Origin of the sequence: Bradyrhizobium valentinum, assembly GCF_001440405.1 — a bacterium.
In the GTDB taxonomy this organism is placed as follows: domain Bacteria; phylum Pseudomonadota; class Alphaproteobacteria; order Rhizobiales; family Xanthobacteraceae; genus Bradyrhizobium; species Bradyrhizobium valentinum.
In genome coordinates, this window is the sequence record NZ_LLXX01000180.1 from 1 (window position 1) to 16,085 (window position 16,085).

Here is a 16,085-nt window from a genome sequence, read left to right on the forward strand (position 1 = left end):
GGGGGCTGGCCGTCCGTGGCGGCGGCATAAACTGCGGCTCACGCGCCGCGCGTCCACTGCGCGCCGGCGGCGGCTCGGCATCGAGGCTGTCGGACTGCGATCCAAAAGGGCCGAGCCACGCATCGAGCACGCGACTCATCTTGCCCTTTTTCCGCCGCTTCGGCCGGGCCGGACGCCGCGCGCCCGGACGTGGTTCGTCGCGCGGTGGATGCCGCAGCGGCGGCCGCTGGTCCTGCAGATTGTCCTGCTCAAAGGCCTGCCGCAATCGCTGCAGTTCGAGGATCAGCGCCTGGCCTTGCGGCGCAGCCGCCTCGGCATCCGTTCCTTCGAACCGGCTCCGCACCACTCTTTCGTCGGCATGGACGTGATCAAAATTCTTCATGACGAAACACTCTCGGCAAGCGATGCGCGCTGCTCTGCCTTGGCTTGCGGCGGCGGCTGCGACGGCGCCCCCTTGCCGTTGGCGTTGCGAACGCGCGCGAACACCTCTTCGCTCGGGCCGAACGCGATCGCTTTGCCCTCGTAGAGCACCATCGTCATATCAAGCGCGGAGAGCGCGCTCGGGCGGTGCGAGATGACGACGACGATGGATTTATTCTGACGCATGATGGAGATGGCGCGCGTCAAGGCGTTCTCGCCGTCGGCATCCAGATTGGCGTTGGGCTCATCGAGCACCAACAGGAACGGGTCGCCGAACACGGCGCGCGCCAAGCCAACGCGCTGCTTCTGGCCAGCCGACAACGATATGCCGCCCGCCCCTATCCGCGTCGCGTAGCCTTCCGGCAGGCGCAGGATGATGTCATGGACGCCGGCGATCTGCGCGGCCTTGAGGATGGCGTCGGAGGTCGCATTCTCGTCGAAACGGCAGATGTTCTCGGCCACGGTGCCGTCGAACAAGCCGACATCCTGCGGAAGATAGCCGATGTGCCGGCCGAGATCCTCGTTGCGCCATTGATCGAGCGCCGCGCCGTCTAGTCGCACGGCGCCGCGATGCGCCGGCCAGATTCCAACCAGCGCCTTGGAGAGCGATGTCTTGCCCGACGCGCTCGCCCCGAGCAGCGCCAGCCCCGCGCCGGCCTTGAGCGAAAACGTGACACCAGACACGATCGGCATATCGAAGCCCGGCGCAGCCACCGCAAGATTCTGCACGGAGAGTTCGCGGCAGGGACGCGGCAGCTTGACCGGCGGCGCCGGAGGCGGCGCGGTCGCCTTGCAGATGTCACGCAGCCGGGCGAGGCCCTGGCGGGCGGAAGCCAGTTGCTTCCAGGTCCCCAGCGCGATTTCGACGGGCGCGAGCGCGCGTCCCATCAGGATCGAGGACGCAATCATGATGCCGCCCGACGCCTTGTCGGCGATGACGAGATAGGCGCCTATGCCCAGCATTCCCGATTGCAGAATGTAGCGCAGCACCTTCGCGGCCGAGCCAAGATTGGCATAGACGTCGCTCGCGCGGATGTTTTCCTGCAGGTACCGTTCGTTGGCTTGCGACCAGCGCGCCGTCAATCGGTCCGTCATGCCGAGCGCCCGAACGATTTCCGCGTTGCGCTGCGTCGCATCCGCCAGCACCTGCCGCTGCGCGTTCATATCCATCGCCGCCTTGGCGGAGCCGCGCGAGATCCGCTCGGTCAGCAGCGTCATGGCAATGATCGCCGCGGTGCCGAGCAGCGCCGTGAAGCCGATCAGCGGGTGAAACAGAAACAGCCCGATCAGAAAGACCGGGATCCAAGGCATGTCCAGGAACGCCGTCGGCCCCATGCCCGACATGAAGGTGCGCACCTGATCGAGATCGCGCAGCGGCTGCTGCATCAGGACCGGCTTGACCCCGCGCAGCGGCAAGGTAGCGAGCGCCGAGTGGATCGATGTCTGCAGCCCGGCGTCGAACAGCGTTGCGATCCGGCAGAGCATCCGCGACCGCATGGCGTCGAAATATCCCTGCACCAGATAGGCAAACAGCACCATCAGGGACAGACCGAACAGGGTCGCAAGGTTACGGCTCGGGATGACCCGGTCGTACACCTGCAGCATATAGAGTGAACCCGACAGCATCAGGATGTTGATGACGCCGCTGAACACGGCGACGCCGATCATGCGGCGTCCGCTCGCGCGCATCGCGTTCGCAACGGGATCGTCGGCGGCCAGCGTCGAAAACAGGCCCGAAATCGCACGGGGCGCCGCCGCTGCCCGCGCTCGGCCCTGTGCCTGACCCTGAGCGATACCCATTGAACTGCCCTTTGACCCGCTTGAAGCGTCGGGTCTCCCTGCAAGCCTCCATGACGCGCGATGCAGACCATTTTTCGGCGAGAATACGACGAATGCCAATTGTTCGAGTTCACGTGAGGGTAGAACGATGGCAAATACTGCTTTGTTGCCGCTCCGAAGTGCACGATCGAACAACATCCCGGCGCGTGAGAGCAGACGCTTCGGATTCGTGCGACGGAAGCTGACAACAACCTCCCCGCGCGTGCTATTTTCGTCGTTTTTCGGCGCGGTGCGCGTCACGGATTCGTCCGTCTATCACCTTGCTTCAGCGCGCATTGGTCGCTGTGTCGGCCGAAAGACGCCATGAAGCTAAATGATCCTTCACCGTGCGCACATCCTGCTCCCCGGCGGGAGGCTGTGCCCACACGTCATGAAATTGCAGGGATAGCGGGGGACGAACAATAATGGCTCGCTTTGCTCACGAACATCAACCCGACGTTGATCTCGATCTCCCGATCGATCAAGTCGTCGATCCGTCGGTCGCTCCGGCTTCGCCGTCCACGATGCCATCAGAGGAAACGCTGCCGGACAACCCAACGACGACACGACCGATCGGTTCGAGTTTCTCCGACCTCGGCACCACCTTCAGCGGCATGGCTCGACCGCCGACGGATACTTCGCCGCAAAACGCCCTCGACCAAGGCGGCCAGGGAGCTGGCAGCACTGCACACCGCACCAACGATCTCACCACGGTGCAGAACAATCTGCTGGCCGAACTCAATACAGGCCAGTTTTCCGGCGCCGCGCTCGGCCATGTTCAGGCGATCTTGTCCGACATCACGAGCGCCATCTCGGCAGCCAACACCTCGGTGAGCGGTGGTGGCATGCCCGGCGCAGAACAAGCGCTCCGCGCCAGCCATCTCAGTATCCTCAACACCGTCAACACCGATCCCGTGCTGGCGAATCCGGCGGCGCAGAACGGGGTAACCGAACCAATCGCGGCGCCCGAGGGTGTCCGCGCTGACAGGACGGCGGCCACCGCGCCAGATGCCAATTCGGCGGAGACCACCAATCTGGCGGAGGCTTGCGACGCCGAGAACACGGCGCAGATCGACGAGAACCTCGATGCTGCGATAGCAGAGATGGAAGCGTTGATAGCTGCAAACCCTGAGCTGTTCGTTGGGTTGACCGTCGACGATGCCGACGAGATCGTGCAGCAGATCCAGCTCGAACTCAGCCATGTCAACAAGGGGGACGTCCCTGTCGGTGCGGCACAGGACAGCAGTGGCGATATCACCGATATCGTTACGGGCGATATCAATCTGGCAAGCATGACTGCACAAGGCCAGCCGAACTTGCCTGGACAGCAGGCCATCAACATCGCGGGCGCTAGCGAAACCCAGGCCGCGCCGCAAGTTGCCACTATCGCGATCGGCGATGTGCCGGTCCCGATTGTAACGACGGAAGCCCCCACGATCGTCGTCGATCACAGCCATTCGGACATGCCCGAATTCGCACATCATTTGCATCACATGTGGGGATAGCGGCGCGCGGCGCGGCCTCCAGCCGTCGCGGATGCTCTCGCGGCGCTGGAGGCCAATGCATCACATCAAGAAACGCGTTCGCCGATCCGGCTCACGCGGCGGGGCGTACAGAAGACCTTTTCATCGGCCTGCGTCCGGAAACGATCTAGACGATGACCTCAACAGCGGCTTTGGGATCATCATTGGTACGGCAGCGACATCGGCGGTTGGGGAAACGACGCCAACGGTTGCTGACCGGGAAGTGAAGTAGCGGGGCGTATGCGTGAGGCAGCGTAAGACGGACTATGGGACGATCATTCTACACTGGACGTTCGTGGCAGCCTTCGCCGTTGCGCTCGTCACCGGCTTACGCATTGCGACCGAAACGCCTGACCGGACCTGGATCAACTGGTTCGATGCCGTACTGCCGCGCGACAGCGTATGGATCGCCCATATGCAGGCCGCGATCGTCCTGGTCGCCGTGGCGATCGGCTACATCGTCTATATGGTCCGCTCCGGACTCGGGCGCCGCGTCCAGCTCGACAAGGTTCGCCTGCGCGGGCTGTTCGGCCGCGGGCAGGCGAGGTTAAGCGCCGTGATCGCCCTGATGTACTGGATTTTCTTTGTCACGATGCTTGGGCTGCTGGTCAGCGGCGGCGCACTCTATTTCGGCTTCTACTCCGGCTACGACGTGGCGATGCTGCATTGGGTGGGGACCTGGGTGATCCTCGCCTTTGTCGTCCTTCATGTGCTGACCCAGTACAAGAGCGGCGGCGCTTCGCAACTGCTGCGCATCTTTCGTCCCGCCCCGCTGCCTGCGCCGCCGCCGCGGCTCGACGCCGTCGAACTGCTGGGCCTGCTGGCCGAGCGGTCGGCGCGCCCGCCGGAATCCGAAAATCTCGATGCGCCGCCCGAAGTACCCCATCCGCTGCAGCCGCGCGCAGACATGCGCCGCGATCGAGCATCTGAAGCAGATCCGGCGCCCCGCCCGCCGGCCGGCCCTGCGCGATCGCGAAACCCGACCCTGCAGGCCAATGCGTTCGTGGTCGCGGCCGCCGCCGCGATCACGGGCGCGTCGCTCATCGTCGCTACCGATCGGCTGGCGGTCGACAGCGTGCAGATTCGCCGCATCAATCCCGCCGACGCACCAAGCCTCGACGGTGATACGTCCGATCGGGCCTGGCGCGGCGTCAAGCCGTTCTCGCTGCTCACCGGAGAAGGCGGAAACTTCGACGGCAAGGGAGAAGCCAGAATCGAGATTCGCGCGGTGCATGACGGCACCTATGCGTATTTCCTTTTCACCTGGCAGGATTCGACCCGCTCGCTGAAGCACCTGCCGCTCGTCAAGGAAGGTGACGGATGGCATCTGCTGCATTCCGGCTTTCAGCTCGGCGACGAGCATCAGTACAACGAAGACAAGTTTTCGGTGCTGCTGACCACGTCGGATGTCACGCTGGCCGGCGGGCGAACCTTCCATCCGGGGCCGCAGCCGGTTGCCGGCGCGCCAGCCACCATGAGCGGCCGCGGGCTGCATTACACGGCAACCGGCTATGCCGATGTCTGGCAGTGGAAAGCCACCAGCGGCGCGACCGGATGGATGGACGACGCGCATTTCGGGCCGCCGCTGAATCCTACCCCGATGCAAGCGGCCAACGTCGTTCCGTACAAAGGCGGCTTCGCGCCCGATCCGGGAACGGCAAGCTACCGGGACAATTTCACCGTCGAGGCCGACACGTCAGGTGGTCCGCGCCGCAGCCGCTTGGTCGCGCCGCTGCGCCTGCCCAAAGTCGTCGCTGCCACCACCGCCGCATTGGGGGATATCGATCTCGATCCCAACCATGGCGAAAGCGACGGCGCGCGCTGGTTCATGACCGATCAGGATTCAGTGCCCTATTCGACCGACACCGATGCGCGCATCCCGACCGGCACCGTGATCCCGGGCGTCATCCTGGGCGGGGAATTTTCAGGCGACCGCGCCGACGTTCGAAGTGCAGCCCGCTGGGCTTCCGGCCATTGGGCGCTCGAGGTGAAACGTCGGCTCGACACCGTCAGCCAGTTTGACGTGCCGATCAAGACCGGCGTCTTCATGCGGGTCGCCGCTTTCGACCACAGCCAGATCAGACATACACGGCACGTCCGGCCCATTCGTATCGAGGTGGAATAAATGTCAAAGATTTGCAAAGTCACGATCAACGACGAGCCGTTTCTGGCGAATCGCGGCGAGCTTCTGCTCGATTGGGCGTTGATGAACGGCGTCGATCTTCCGCACGATTGCCGCTCCGGAATTTGCGGCGCCTGCCGCGTGCGCCTCGTCGACGGCACGGTGTTCGGCGGCCACAGCCGGGGCGACGACATGATCCATGCCTGCCAGGCCAGAATCGTCTCCGATCTCGAGATTGCGATCGAAGCCGCTCCCGAGCCGGTGGCGTTGTCGGCGGAAGTGGCGCAGACCGTTCAGCTCGCGCCCGACGTGGTTGGCGTCGATGTGGAGCTGCCGAAGCCGCTCGATTACCTTCCCGGCCAGTATTGCAAGCTGCAGTTTCAGGGATTCCCGGCACGGTCCTACAGCCCGACCTATCCGCTGGAAGGCCCTCCCCACGATCGCCTGCTGCACTTTCACATCCGGAAGGTGACGGACGGGCTGGTATCCTCGGCGCTCGGCCGCGAAATCCGCCCCGGGCACCGCGTCAAGCTGACGGGACCGTACGGCCGCGCCTTTTTCAGGAAAGGCCATGCCGGCCGTATCGTTCTCGTCGCCAGCGGCACCGGTTTCGCCCCGATGTGGTCGGTCGCGGTTGCCGCGATCATGGAGCAGCCGCAGCGCGACATGGTCTTCATCGTGCAGGCCCGCAGCATCCGCTCGCTCTACATGCATGCCGCGCTGTGCCGGCTGGCGCTGTTTCCCAACGTCACCCTGATCCCGATGGTGTCGGAGCCGCAGCAAATCTCGCACGCGATTCAGAGCGGCAGGCCGACCGATCATCTGCCGAAGCTAACGCCGGACGACGTGGTCTATACCGCGGGCGCGCCGGCGATGACGGATGCGGTAGCGCGGATCGCGAAGGCTGGCGGCGCCCGATGCTACACGGACCCCTTCGTGCAGGAAGCGCGCACGGTCGAACAGACGGGGTTGATGTCGCGCCTCACCGGCTGGCTCAACGAGCCGAGGAGCGCACCCATCCCGCTGCAGCCGTCGCAAAAGCCGGCGCCGATGCCGCGAGGCGCAGCCGCAGTCGGCGTGGGTAACCGCTAGCCCGGCCGCAGAATAGCCGGGGTGGTCATGCTGCGGGGCAGTAGCCCCCGCATCTTGTCCCGGCGATGATCGACAACGCGGCGGACTTTCAGCCGGAGATCGCTGCGATATACCGCCGGACGGACATTTCGAACGCCACCCTGGCATTGCCTTCGATGTTGCGGCCCCACCACGCGCCATAGATGCGGTCGAAGACCAGCGGCTCGACTACACTTGCGATGCGGCGCACCGCGGCGGCATTGAGCGGAATGTAGTTTGGAAAGCTATACATGAAGCTGAGTGAGCGGCGGTCCATCGCGACCATCGCAACGTCCCCCGTGAGCAATGCACCCCTCCCCTCCGCGCCCGCGCGCCAATGAAGGATCGTGCCGCCGGCGAAATGTCCGCCGGTCCGCAGCAGAAGAATGTCGTCGGAGAGCCTGTGGCTGTCGCCGCTCCACGGCACGATGGTGGGATGCGGCCGGGTGACGAAGGCGCGATCGTCGCCATGCAGGTAGACCGGCACGCCGCCGAACGCTTCGCTCCAGTCGGCAACCGCGCCATAGTAATGCGGATGCGAGACGGCAATCGCCTTCAGGCCGCCGAGGGCGCGGACATAGTCGATGGCTTCGCGGGTAACCATCGGCACACAATCCCACATCACGCAACCATCGGGCTCCCGCACCAACAGTGCGCGTTGTCCGATCGCAAAGCCCGGCTGCATGCTGATGCCGGGAATGCCGAGATCGTCACGCCAGACGAGCTTGTAGCGTTTCGTTAGTTCCTCGCGCGTGAGCCATGCCTGACCCTTCCAGTTCACAAATTGCCGCTCGTCTTCGCAGACCAAGCACGCTGACGGCGGCTCAGCGCTTTCAGGAAACTGGGCCCCACATTGCTCGCAGGTCCATAACGGCATCGGCGTCACTCCAAATTGGAGGAGTGATAGCGCAAAACAAACAGGCCGGCCAATGACAGCCTCGTGCTTAGTAGCCGATCGCAGCTCCGTCGCTGCGCGGGTCGGAACCGCCGCTCAACATGCCGTTCCGCCGATCGATCGTGATGCCGTGCGCGTGACCGGCCATTTCGTTCCAGGCGTCCCATCGATTGATTGCGTGGCCGCGCCGCGCGAGCGCATCGATCGTAGCTTCGGGGAATCGGCTCTCGATATGCAGCGTGTCGCGCGCCTCGCCGAGCGCGAAGCGGCCGGACAGGAACCGCGGCATCTCGATCGCTTCCTGGATGTCGAGACCGAAATCGATCATCGCGGCATAGAGCTGGAGCTGGATCTGCGGCTGGCCATCCGCCCCCATGCAGCCGAGCACGCTCGACAGCTTGCCGTCGCGCTTGGCCATCGAGGCAATCAGCGTATGCAGCGGGATCTTGCCGGGCTCGAGGCGATTGGGGTGACTACGATCCAGCGAGAAATACGCGCCGCGATTTTGCAGGATGACGCCCGTGTTTCCCGCAACGACGCAGGATCCGAAGGCCCCATACAGGCTTTGAATCAGCGACGCCGCATTGCCGTTGCGATCGACGGCGGCGACATAAACCGTATCGCCGGACAGGCTGCCGAACGACGGCACCAGGTCCCATTTCAAGGCGGACGTGCCGTCGATCAGCCGGCCGCGCAGGTGCGCGTATTCCTTTGATATCAATCGCTCGACCGGCACATCGGCAAACAGGGGATCGGCGAGCACATGATCGCGGTCGTGGTAGGCGATCTGTTTGGCCTGTACCAGGAGATGGACATGATCGGGCCCGAGAAAATCCTTGTCGTGCAACTCGTGGGCCTCAAGGAGGTTGAACATTTCGAGCACGGTAAAACCCTGCGTCGGCGGCGGCGTGTTGAAGACCATGACGTCGCGGTAGCGGCCAACAAGGGGCTCGCCCCAGACGGCCTTTTGCCGGCCGAAATCGGCAAGCCGGAACAGCCCGCCCGCGGATTCCGAGAAGCGCGCCATCTCGGCCGCGACCGCTCCTTCATAAAAGCCGGACCACCCGTCATCCGCGATCGATTGCAGTGTGCGCGCTAGATTTGCGTTGGCAAGCTTCGTGCCCGGCTGCGCTGCCGCCCCATCGGGAAAGAAAAGCCCTGCGGCCTCTTGATCTCGCACCAGATCGTCGCGCGTCATCTCGATGAAGCTTGCAAGGCGGCCGGTAACCGGAAAGCCGGCGCACGCATAACCAATGGCGCTTTCCAGCACACGCCGGAGCGGCAGCCGCCCATGGACGCCATGCGCCTCGATCCAGCTCGCCACCGCGCCCGGCACCGTCAGGGTCGCCGGCACGATGCCCCGAAGCGGAATCTCGTTCAGCCCGCGCGCTTCGAGCGCGGCCAGCGTGGCACTCTCGGCTGCCTTGCCACCGCCATTCAGGTAACGGATCTCGCCACTCGCGCCGTCATGAATGAGCCAGAACGCATCGCCGCCGAGACCGGTCATGTGCGGATAGATGACCGCAAGCACTGAGCTCGCCGCGATCGCGGCATCGACGGCGGAGCCGCCGGCGCGAAGCACATCGAGGCCGGCAGCGGAAGCGAGCGAATGCGGCGACGTCACCATGCCGTTTGACGCAAGGGTGACAGGCCGGCCGGTGCGAATATCCAATTCAAGCCCCCGATATGCCAGCCGTCAGGCGCGGATCCGCCTGATTATTGGGCGATGGCGGGCGCCGCAAACCGGCCCCGGCGATCTTGAGGAGCTTCCTGCGATTCATGGTCAGTCTCCTTTTTGTAGAAATGAAAAGCGAGCGCGCGAACCGTCAGCCGCAGCACGAACCCTTATCCCGGTTGTCCCGGCTGGCGCTGTTCCGGTCAGGCGGCAGGTCCATCGCCGGATTCTCGGCAAAGAAGCCGTTCGGCTTCAGCGTGAAGCCGACGTACTCGACCGGCATCACCGGAAAATCCTCAGGGCGGCAGACATGCGTCGCCCCAAAACTGTGCCAGACCACGATATCCTGGTTTTCGATTGCGCGGTTTTTCGCAATGTATTTCGGCAGGCCGTCGCCGCCGGCATGCTGGTTCGGAAACTCGCCGCTGGCATAGCGCTCGTCGGGTGCGTAGCGCGTCACCCAGATATGCTTGGTCGCAAAGCCGCCGCGCTCGGTCATGTAGCAGCCCTCCTGCGCCAGCATTACGGGCGCGCTGTGCGCCAGGAGCTTGTAGGCCGTCGGGCCGCCGACGCTGTTCTTCTGATTGGGATTGGTGATCTTCCAGTACCGTCCGGTCCTCCCATCGGCCTCGCGGACCGCGTCGCGCTCACGCGAGAGAACCCGCGACGTGGTGTCGAATACGTTGCCATAGGGGTTGTCGGTGCCCCACGGCCGCGGCCGGAATTCGTGCTCCGTCACTGTATTGCCGTCGCCGTCCAGCATCATATGCAGGCGGGCATTAAAGAAATGCTGGTGGGTCGGACCACCGAGATTCTCAGCGACCATGCCGCCCCACGGATAGGGCTTGCCGGGCGCGATCGCCGCCGTCTGGATGATGCCGGTAAGCTTGACTTCGAGCTGAATGGTGCCGTCCTGGTAGAAGTACCAGAAGAATCCGTAATCGTAGTTTCCGACAGTGGTGAAGAAGGAGATGACGAGGCGCCGTGACCGCCGCACTTCGAAGGTCTCGTTGCGGAATTCGTAATGCTTCCAGAGGATCCCGAAATCCTCCTCGTGCAGGCAGATCGCATTCTTCATGATCGTGGGCTGGCCGTAATCGTCGGCGACCGGCACATCGAAATAATGGATATGGCCGAGGCAGTCGCAGCCGAGTTCGAGCGCGTTGGCGAGCTTGCCGAGCCCGTACTCGCCGGCGTCGAACGCACATTTCCAGAAATGGTTGGCGGTCGGATCGGCGTAGGGAACGATCATGTCGGTGACACTGGCCCGGTAGATGATCGGCCGCTCGCGCGCACCGTCGCGAAATGAGATCTGGTGCAGCACCAGGCCTTCGCGCGCGGTCCAGCCGACGCGGAACGACCAGTTCTGCCAATTAACCTTCCATCCCTCGACCGTGAAGTTCGGGCCGTCCTTCTGCACGACATCCAGTGGCTTCACGTCCTTGCGGGTTTGCGGGATCGATGCGCGGTCGTAGTTGCGCGATTTCTTCGGGACCGGAATGATGTCGGGCTCGTCGACCAGATGGACAATCCTGTTCTCGATCAGATCGACCAGCGCGACCACGCCTTCGATCGGGTGCGCATAGCCATTGTCCTTGAGATCCCTACGCCAGTAGGACACGGCGCTGACCAGCCTGCGGCCCTTCTCCACCTCCCGGTCGAAGTAGCCGGCTGAAAACGGGTCGACCTGAACCAGCTCGATGTCCCTGTCATCGAGCCCGCGCCGCTTCATCGCACGCCGCCAGTCCGCGTCGGCCTTGACGATGTCGCCGACCTTGAACACCTCCTCGATCGTGATCGGCGGCTGGCCGTAAGGATGGGCCTTGGTCGAATGCTCCAGCCACTCCGTCACGCGCCTCGAATCGAGATCTACCGTCGCGACATGCGTCGCACCGGTCTTGCTGTCGAACAGAGTGACGGCGGCCCGCCGCGGCAGCCCGGCCGCCGACTTCCAGCCAAGGACGTCGGACTTGGCCGGCTCTTCGAGTTGCACATGCGAAAATCGCGCGTGCGGGCCGAGCCTCTTTTCTTTCTTCAAGATTTCGGACGCCAGCGCGACTTCGGTCTCGCTGAGCGGATCGAGCGGATGACCGGCATCTATGCCGGCAGATGGCTTGGTGCATACCATATCGGACCAAATTCCCCGGGATTTGACGGCAGGTTACGGCGGGTCGAGACGCCGCGTCTTGAATGAACCTGCCACCTCCGGCCGGTTCGGCCCTTGCCAGAGCCACCGGTCCTGGGCGACGCTGGGGGTCCACAAACCGGATCTTGTTCGTACGATGCCGATCAGCGTCTCCACCGACCCGATCCGCCCGACGGAGCGTCAGGCCTTTTGGACCGAAGCGATCTGCCGGTCATTCGCCAATATCGAGACCAAGCCGCTCGGCTCCACCATCGTCAGCGGTCACTTCGAGTTCGTCGAGATCGGCGACGCCAGGCTCGTCCGTTTCGACAGCAGCCCGCAATGCTACACCCGCGACGCCAGGCTCGTAAGCCGGGCCGGCTCGGACGAATTCATGTTCGACTTCCAGCGCCGCGGGCGAAGCGCCATGGTGCAAGCCGGCAACGAGGGCACGATCAATCCGGGATATGGCGTGCTCTACGATGCGCGGCGTCCGTTCGAGGATCGGCTGTTCGGCCCCGAACAACGCGCCGAAGTGCTGATCGCAACCGTGCCCGCCGCATCCTTGTTGCGCGCCGTCCCCGAAGCGGAGCGCTTATGCGCCAGACCTGTGCCACTGTCGGGCACGATGGCGCGTTCGATCGCGGGCTTCGTGCACGCGGCCATCTCAGTGCCAAGCGCATCTGATAAGCGTGCCGGTCCTGACATCGCAGCCTATCTGTCGGCCCTGCTGCGCGTCGCCGCTGGGGCCAACCATCAACTCACCCGGCCGAATCTGTTTCACCTGATCGACGGCCATCTGAGGACAAATATCAGTAACGTTCGATCGGCGCCGATGCTCGCCGCCGAGTTCGGCGTCTCGGAACGAACGTTTCATCGTATCTTCGCCGACCGCGAAACCACGTTCGAACGCCACGTCCTTCATCTGCGTGTCGAATTGTTCAAAGACCTGCTGCGGCGGGCTTCGCTTGCGGACGTTCCGATCGCGAGACTTGCGCATCAATGCGGCTTCGCCGATGCCGCCCATGCCACGCGCACGTTCAAGGACAGATTTGGCGCCACGCCACGGGACTTTCGCGCCAGCTCGCCAACCGACTAAATCTCACAATAGCTGCGATACCAGCTCGCGAACCTGCGGATGCCGTCCTCGATCGGAGTCGCCGGCCGGAAACCTACGTCGCGCACGAGATCATCGACATCGGCATAGGTCGTCGGCACGTCTCCCGGCTGCATCGGAAGCATTTCCTTGTTGGCCTTGCGCCCGAGCTCCTGCTCGAGAATATCGAGCACGAGCATCAATTCCTGCGGCTTGTTGTTGCCGACATTATAGATGCGCCAGGGGGCGATGCTCGATCCCGGATCCTGAATTCCGCCCAGCGCAGGCCCGGGCTGCCCAACTTGCGGCGCAAGGTCGATCAGGCGCACCAAGGCTTCCGTCACGTCGTCGACATAGGTGAAGTCGCGAAGCATCCGGCCCCCGTTGAACAGCTTGACGGGATTGCCGCGGACGATCGCGTCCGCAAACACGAACAGCGCCATGTCGGGCCGATACCACGGGCCGTACACCGTGAAGAACCGCAAGCCGGTGCAGGGGATACCATAGAGATGGCTGTACGAATGGGCCATCAACTCGTTGGCCTTCTTGCTCGCGGCATAGAGGCTGATCGGATGATCCACGTTGTCATGCACCGAGAACGGCAGCTTCCGGTTGGCCCCGTAAACGGACGAGGAGGACGCGAACAGCAGATGACGGCAGCCATTGTGCCGGCATCCTTCCAGAATATTGGTGAAGCCGACCAGATTGGCGTCGACATAGGCGTGCGGGTCCTGCAGCGAGTAGCGCACGCCCGCTTGCGCCGCCAGATGGATGACGACGGGAAACCGGTACCGCGCGAACAGCGCCGGTATCGCAACGCGGTCCGCCACATCCAGCCTTTCGAAATGAAAGCGCGGGTCGTTGCGGAGGATATCGAGCCGGGCCGCCTTCAGCCGCGGATCATAATATGCATTGAGATTATCGAGCCCGACGACGCGATGGCCGGACTGCAGCAACCGCTGCGCTACGTGGAATCCGATGAACCCCGCAGCCCCCGTTACCAGAATTGCCTGATCCGGCATTATCATCCGTGCATCCTTAACCAGCCGATGTCATGGCGGCTCATGTGTCTCAGTAGGCCACCGATTTCGGCCGACCAACGCCGCAGTACAGAAAGCCGTTCCGCCTCACCTCCTCCGGAGAGTAGATGTTGCGCAGATCGACGATGACGGGGCAGGCCATGATGGTGGACAACTCCTTGAGGTCCAGCGCTCGGAACTGCTCCCATTCAGTCACGATGACGAGCGCGTGGCACCCTTTTGCGCAACGGTAGGCGTTCTCGCAGAAGGTGACATTCTCGAACACCTTCTTCGCCTGCTCCATGCCGACGGGATCGAAGACGCGAACCTCGGCGCCCATGTCCTGCAGCGCGGTGATCAGGGGAATCGACGGCGCGTCGCGCATATCGTCGGTATCGGGCTTGAAGGTGACGCCGAGGACCGCGATCGATTTTCCCCGGAGATTGCCGCCGAACGCGTTCGCGACCTTGCGCGCCATTGCCCGCTTGCGCTGGTCGTTGACGGCAACCACCGTTTCCACGATCCGCACCGGCGATTCATTGTCCTGGCCGGTCTTGATCAGCGCCATCGCATCCTTCGGAAAGCAGGATCCGCCGAAACCCGGCCCTGCGTGCAGGAACTTCTGACCGATCCGGTTGTCGAGGCCGATCCCGCGCGCGACTTCCTGCACATTGGCGCCGACCTTTTCTGCAAGGTCCGCGATCTCGTTGATGAAGGCGATCTTGGTGGCAAGGAAGGAGTTGGCGGCATATTTCGTCAGCTCCGCGGTCCGGCGATCCGTATAGAGGATCGGCGATGCGTTGAGGTGAAGCGGCCGGTACACTTCGGCCATCGCGCTGCGGGCGCGTGGGTCATCCGTTCCGATCACGATCCGGTCGGGATGCTTGAAGTCGCGGATCGCCGCCCCCTCGCGCAGGAACTCAGGATTCGAGACGACCGCGACCGTGGCTGTCGGATTCTCTTCGCGTATGATGCGCTCGACCTCGTCGCCGGTCCCGACCGGAACCGTCGACTTGGTGACCACCACCGCCCGCTCCGGAAGCACGGTCGCGATCTCGCGCGCGGCCGCATAGACATAGGAAAGATCGGCATGACCATCGCCGCGGCGCGACGGCGTGCCTACCGCGATGAACACGACTTCCGCCTCGCATACGGCCGATTTCAGATCGCTCGCAAATGACAGACGGCCTTGGCCTACATTTCGCGCCACCAGTTCGGCAAGTCCGGGCTCGTGAATCGGCATCTCTCCATTGTTGAGGCTCGCAACCTTCTCTGCATTGCTATCGATACAGACCACCTGATGCCCAAAATCTGAAAAACACGCCCCTGACACCAGCCCGACATAGCCGGCGCCAATCATCGCTATATGCATTACGGTTCCTGTCTGAAAAGCCGCACGCGGCCGTGAGGCGCGCCGACGGAGATGGAAGTGAAAGCGACGCGCTAGCTGCTCAGTATCGATTCACCATCGAGATGACGGGGGAAGAAAAAGAAGTTGTTGACGTAGAACTTCCCGTCCTTGCGGCCGCCGTCCGGTCGCAAGGCGTCGGCATCCTGGAGCCTCCGGGAATCGAACTGTTCCACGGCGATCACGTCGTTGTCTTTCAGGAAGAACCCCCGATAGGACTTGTTACGGAAGAACTCGAACACCAGGCGTGTCGCCTCGGCGCGATGGCGGTCTTCCGCCTCCACCAGGAATACCGGCTGGCAACGCTCCAGAAGTTCGACGGCGCCGTTCAGGACGTTCAACTCGTGGCCTTCGACGTCGATCTTCACGAACGCCACATCCTGGTTGATGACCGCGTCGAGCCGCGCGATCGGCACATGGGCAGAGACCAACCTGGCCGATGAGTCGGTTCGTGCCTCCAGCGAGGCAAGGCCATAAACCAGGCCATCGTCGCCTTGCGGGATGTACAACTCGGCATCACCGTCGTGATCCGACAGCGCGATCTCGTGGACGCTCACATTCCGCGCCGAGGTTCGGCGCAACAGCCTGGCCATCTGCTGCGAAGGCTCGAAGGCATGGACCTGCCGGGAAAGGCGCGCCAGCCGCCGCGTGTAAAGGCCGCAGTTGGCGCCGACATCGACCGTCACCGCGTCATCAGGAATGACCTTTTCGAGATAGGACAATTCCCGCTCCGCCGACTTGGGGCGCCGCATGAAATGCCATTGCAGCCATACCGAAGGAAACGCATCTTTCACCAGCTCTTTGACCTGTTGTTTTGCGTTCATTGCCGCCTCCCTTCGTGTCGCACGCAAATCTCGACGTGCGTCGTCCTTGA

At 63.5% G+C, this 16,085-nt stretch carries 11 protein-coding genes and 1 pseudogene; 4 read left to right on the forward strand and 8 right to left on the reverse strand.

Features of this window, described 5'->3' with window-relative positions; genetic code table 11:
* Both CP49_RS33025 and CP49_RS33030 read right to left on the reverse strand, forming a co-directional pair.
* A pseudogene (locus tag CP49_RS33025) lies at positions 1-382 on the reverse strand (hypothetical protein); the annotation flags it as partial.
* Positions 379-2,088, reverse strand: a complete 1,710-nt coding sequence (locus CP49_RS33030) for a type I secretion system permease/ATPase (protein WP_057854352.1) — start codon at positions 2,086-2,088, stop codon at positions 379-381. The pseudogene CP49_RS33025 and the gene CP49_RS33030, both read right to left, overlap by 4 nt.
* 575 nt (positions 2,089-2,663) lie before the next feature.
* Between CP49_RS33030 and CP49_RS33035 the strand changes: the two genes are divergently transcribed.
* The 3 genes from CP49_RS33035 to CP49_RS33045 all read left to right on the forward strand — a co-directional run bounded on the left by CP49_RS33035 (position 2,664) and on the right by CP49_RS33045 (position 6,975).
* The gene (locus tag CP49_RS33035; protein ID WP_057854313.1) at positions 2,664-3,743 is read left to right on the forward strand and encodes a hypothetical protein; all 1,080 of its coding nucleotides are present in this window, start codon (positions 2,664-2,666) and stop codon (positions 3,741-3,743) included.
* A 262-nt stretch (positions 3,744-4,005) separates the two neighbouring features.
* Positions 4,006-5,886 (forward strand): ethylbenzene dehydrogenase-related protein, encoded by a 1,881-nt coding sequence (locus tag CP49_RS33040; protein WP_057854314.1) that lies wholly within the window; start codon positions 4,006-4,008, stop codon positions 5,884-5,886.
* Positions 5,887-6,975 (forward strand): 2Fe-2S iron-sulfur cluster-binding protein, encoded by a 1,089-nt coding sequence (locus tag CP49_RS33045; protein ID WP_057854315.1) that lies wholly within the window; start codon positions 5,887-5,889, stop codon positions 6,973-6,975. It abuts the gene before it with no gap.
* A gap of 88 nt (positions 6,976-7,063) precedes the next feature.
* Here the strand turns inward: CP49_RS33045 and CP49_RS33050 are convergent, their stop codons facing one another.
* The 3 genes from CP49_RS33050 to CP49_RS33060 form a co-directional block, all read right to left on the reverse strand.
* Positions 7,064-7,870, reverse strand: a complete 807-nt coding sequence (locus CP49_RS33050; protein ID WP_057854316.1) for an MBL fold metallo-hydrolase — start codon at positions 7,868-7,870, stop codon at positions 7,064-7,066.
* 67 nt (positions 7,871-7,937) lie between these two features.
* The gene (ggt, locus tag CP49_RS33055; RefSeq protein WP_156438788.1) at positions 7,938-9,560 is read right to left on the reverse strand and encodes a gamma-glutamyltransferase; all 1,623 of its coding nucleotides are present in this window, start codon (positions 9,558-9,560) and stop codon (positions 7,938-7,940) included.
* A 154-nt stretch (positions 9,561-9,714) separates the two neighbouring features.
* The gene (locus CP49_RS33060; protein WP_057854318.1) at positions 9,715-11,691 is read right to left on the reverse strand and encodes a primary-amine oxidase; all 1,977 of its coding nucleotides are present in this window, start codon (positions 11,689-11,691) and stop codon (positions 9,715-9,717) included.
* Positions 11,692-11,749: 58 nt separating this feature from the next.
* Here CP49_RS33060 and CP49_RS43710 point away from each other — a divergent pair, with 58 nt between their 5' ends.
* Positions 11,750-12,787, forward strand: coding sequence for a helix-turn-helix domain-containing protein (locus CP49_RS43710; RefSeq protein ID WP_210183108.1), 1,038 nt, complete (start codon positions 11,750-11,752; stop codon positions 12,785-12,787).
* Here CP49_RS43710 and CP49_RS33070 read toward each other — a convergent pair.
* From CP49_RS33070 to CP49_RS33080, 3 genes are all read right to left on the reverse strand, one after another.
* A complete protein-coding gene (locus tag CP49_RS33070) occupies positions 12,784-13,806 on the reverse strand; it encodes an NAD-dependent epimerase (protein ID WP_057854320.1) in 1,023 nt (340 codons plus the stop codon). The two genes, CP49_RS43710 and CP49_RS33070, sit on opposite strands and share 4 nt — an antisense overlap.
* A gap of 49 nt (positions 13,807-13,855) precedes the next feature.
* The gene (locus CP49_RS33075) at positions 13,856-15,175 is read right to left on the reverse strand and encodes a UDP-glucose dehydrogenase family protein (RefSeq protein WP_057854321.1); all 1,320 of its coding nucleotides are present in this window, start codon (positions 15,173-15,175) and stop codon (positions 13,856-13,858) included.
* 71 nt (positions 15,176-15,246) lie between these two features.
* Positions 15,247-16,035: an FkbM family methyltransferase gene (locus CP49_RS33080; RefSeq protein ID WP_057854322.1), complete on the reverse strand. Its 789-nt coding sequence runs from the start codon at positions 16,033-16,035 to the stop codon at positions 15,247-15,249.
* Positions 16,036-16,085 lie beyond the last annotated feature (50 nt).

Excerpts from the sequence above, each read along its gene's own strand:
- CP49_RS33030 (WP_057854352.1), bottom strand. The coding sequence starts at position 2,088 with ATGATCGGCGTCGCCGTGTTCAGCGGCGTCATCAACATCCTGATGCTG.
- CP49_RS33035 (WP_057854313.1), top strand. The coding sequence starts at position 2,664 with ATGGCTCGCTTTGCTCACGAACATCAACCCGACGTTGATCTCGATCTC.
- CP49_RS33045 (WP_057854315.1), top strand. The coding sequence starts at position 5,887 with ATGTCAAAGATTTGCAAAGTCACGATCAACGACGAGCCGTTTCTGGCG.
- CP49_RS33050 (WP_057854316.1), bottom strand. The coding sequence starts at position 7,870 with ATGCCGTTATGGACCTGCGAGCAATGTGGGGCCCAGTTTCCTGAAAGC.
- CP49_RS33060 (WP_057854318.1), bottom strand. The coding sequence starts at position 11,691 with ATGGTATGCACCAAGCCATCTGCCGGCATAGATGCCGGTCATCCGCTC.
- CP49_RS33070 (WP_057854320.1), bottom strand. The coding sequence starts at position 13,806 with ATGCCGGATCAGGCAATTCTGGTAACGGGGGCTGCGGGGTTCATCGGA.
- CP49_RS33075 (WP_057854321.1), bottom strand. The coding sequence starts at position 15,175 with ATGCATATAGCGATGATTGGCGCCGGCTATGTCGGGCTGGTGTCAGGG.
- CP49_RS33080 (WP_057854322.1), bottom strand. The coding sequence starts at position 16,035 with ATGAACGCAAAACAACAGGTCAAAGAGCTGGTGAAAGATGCGTTTCCT.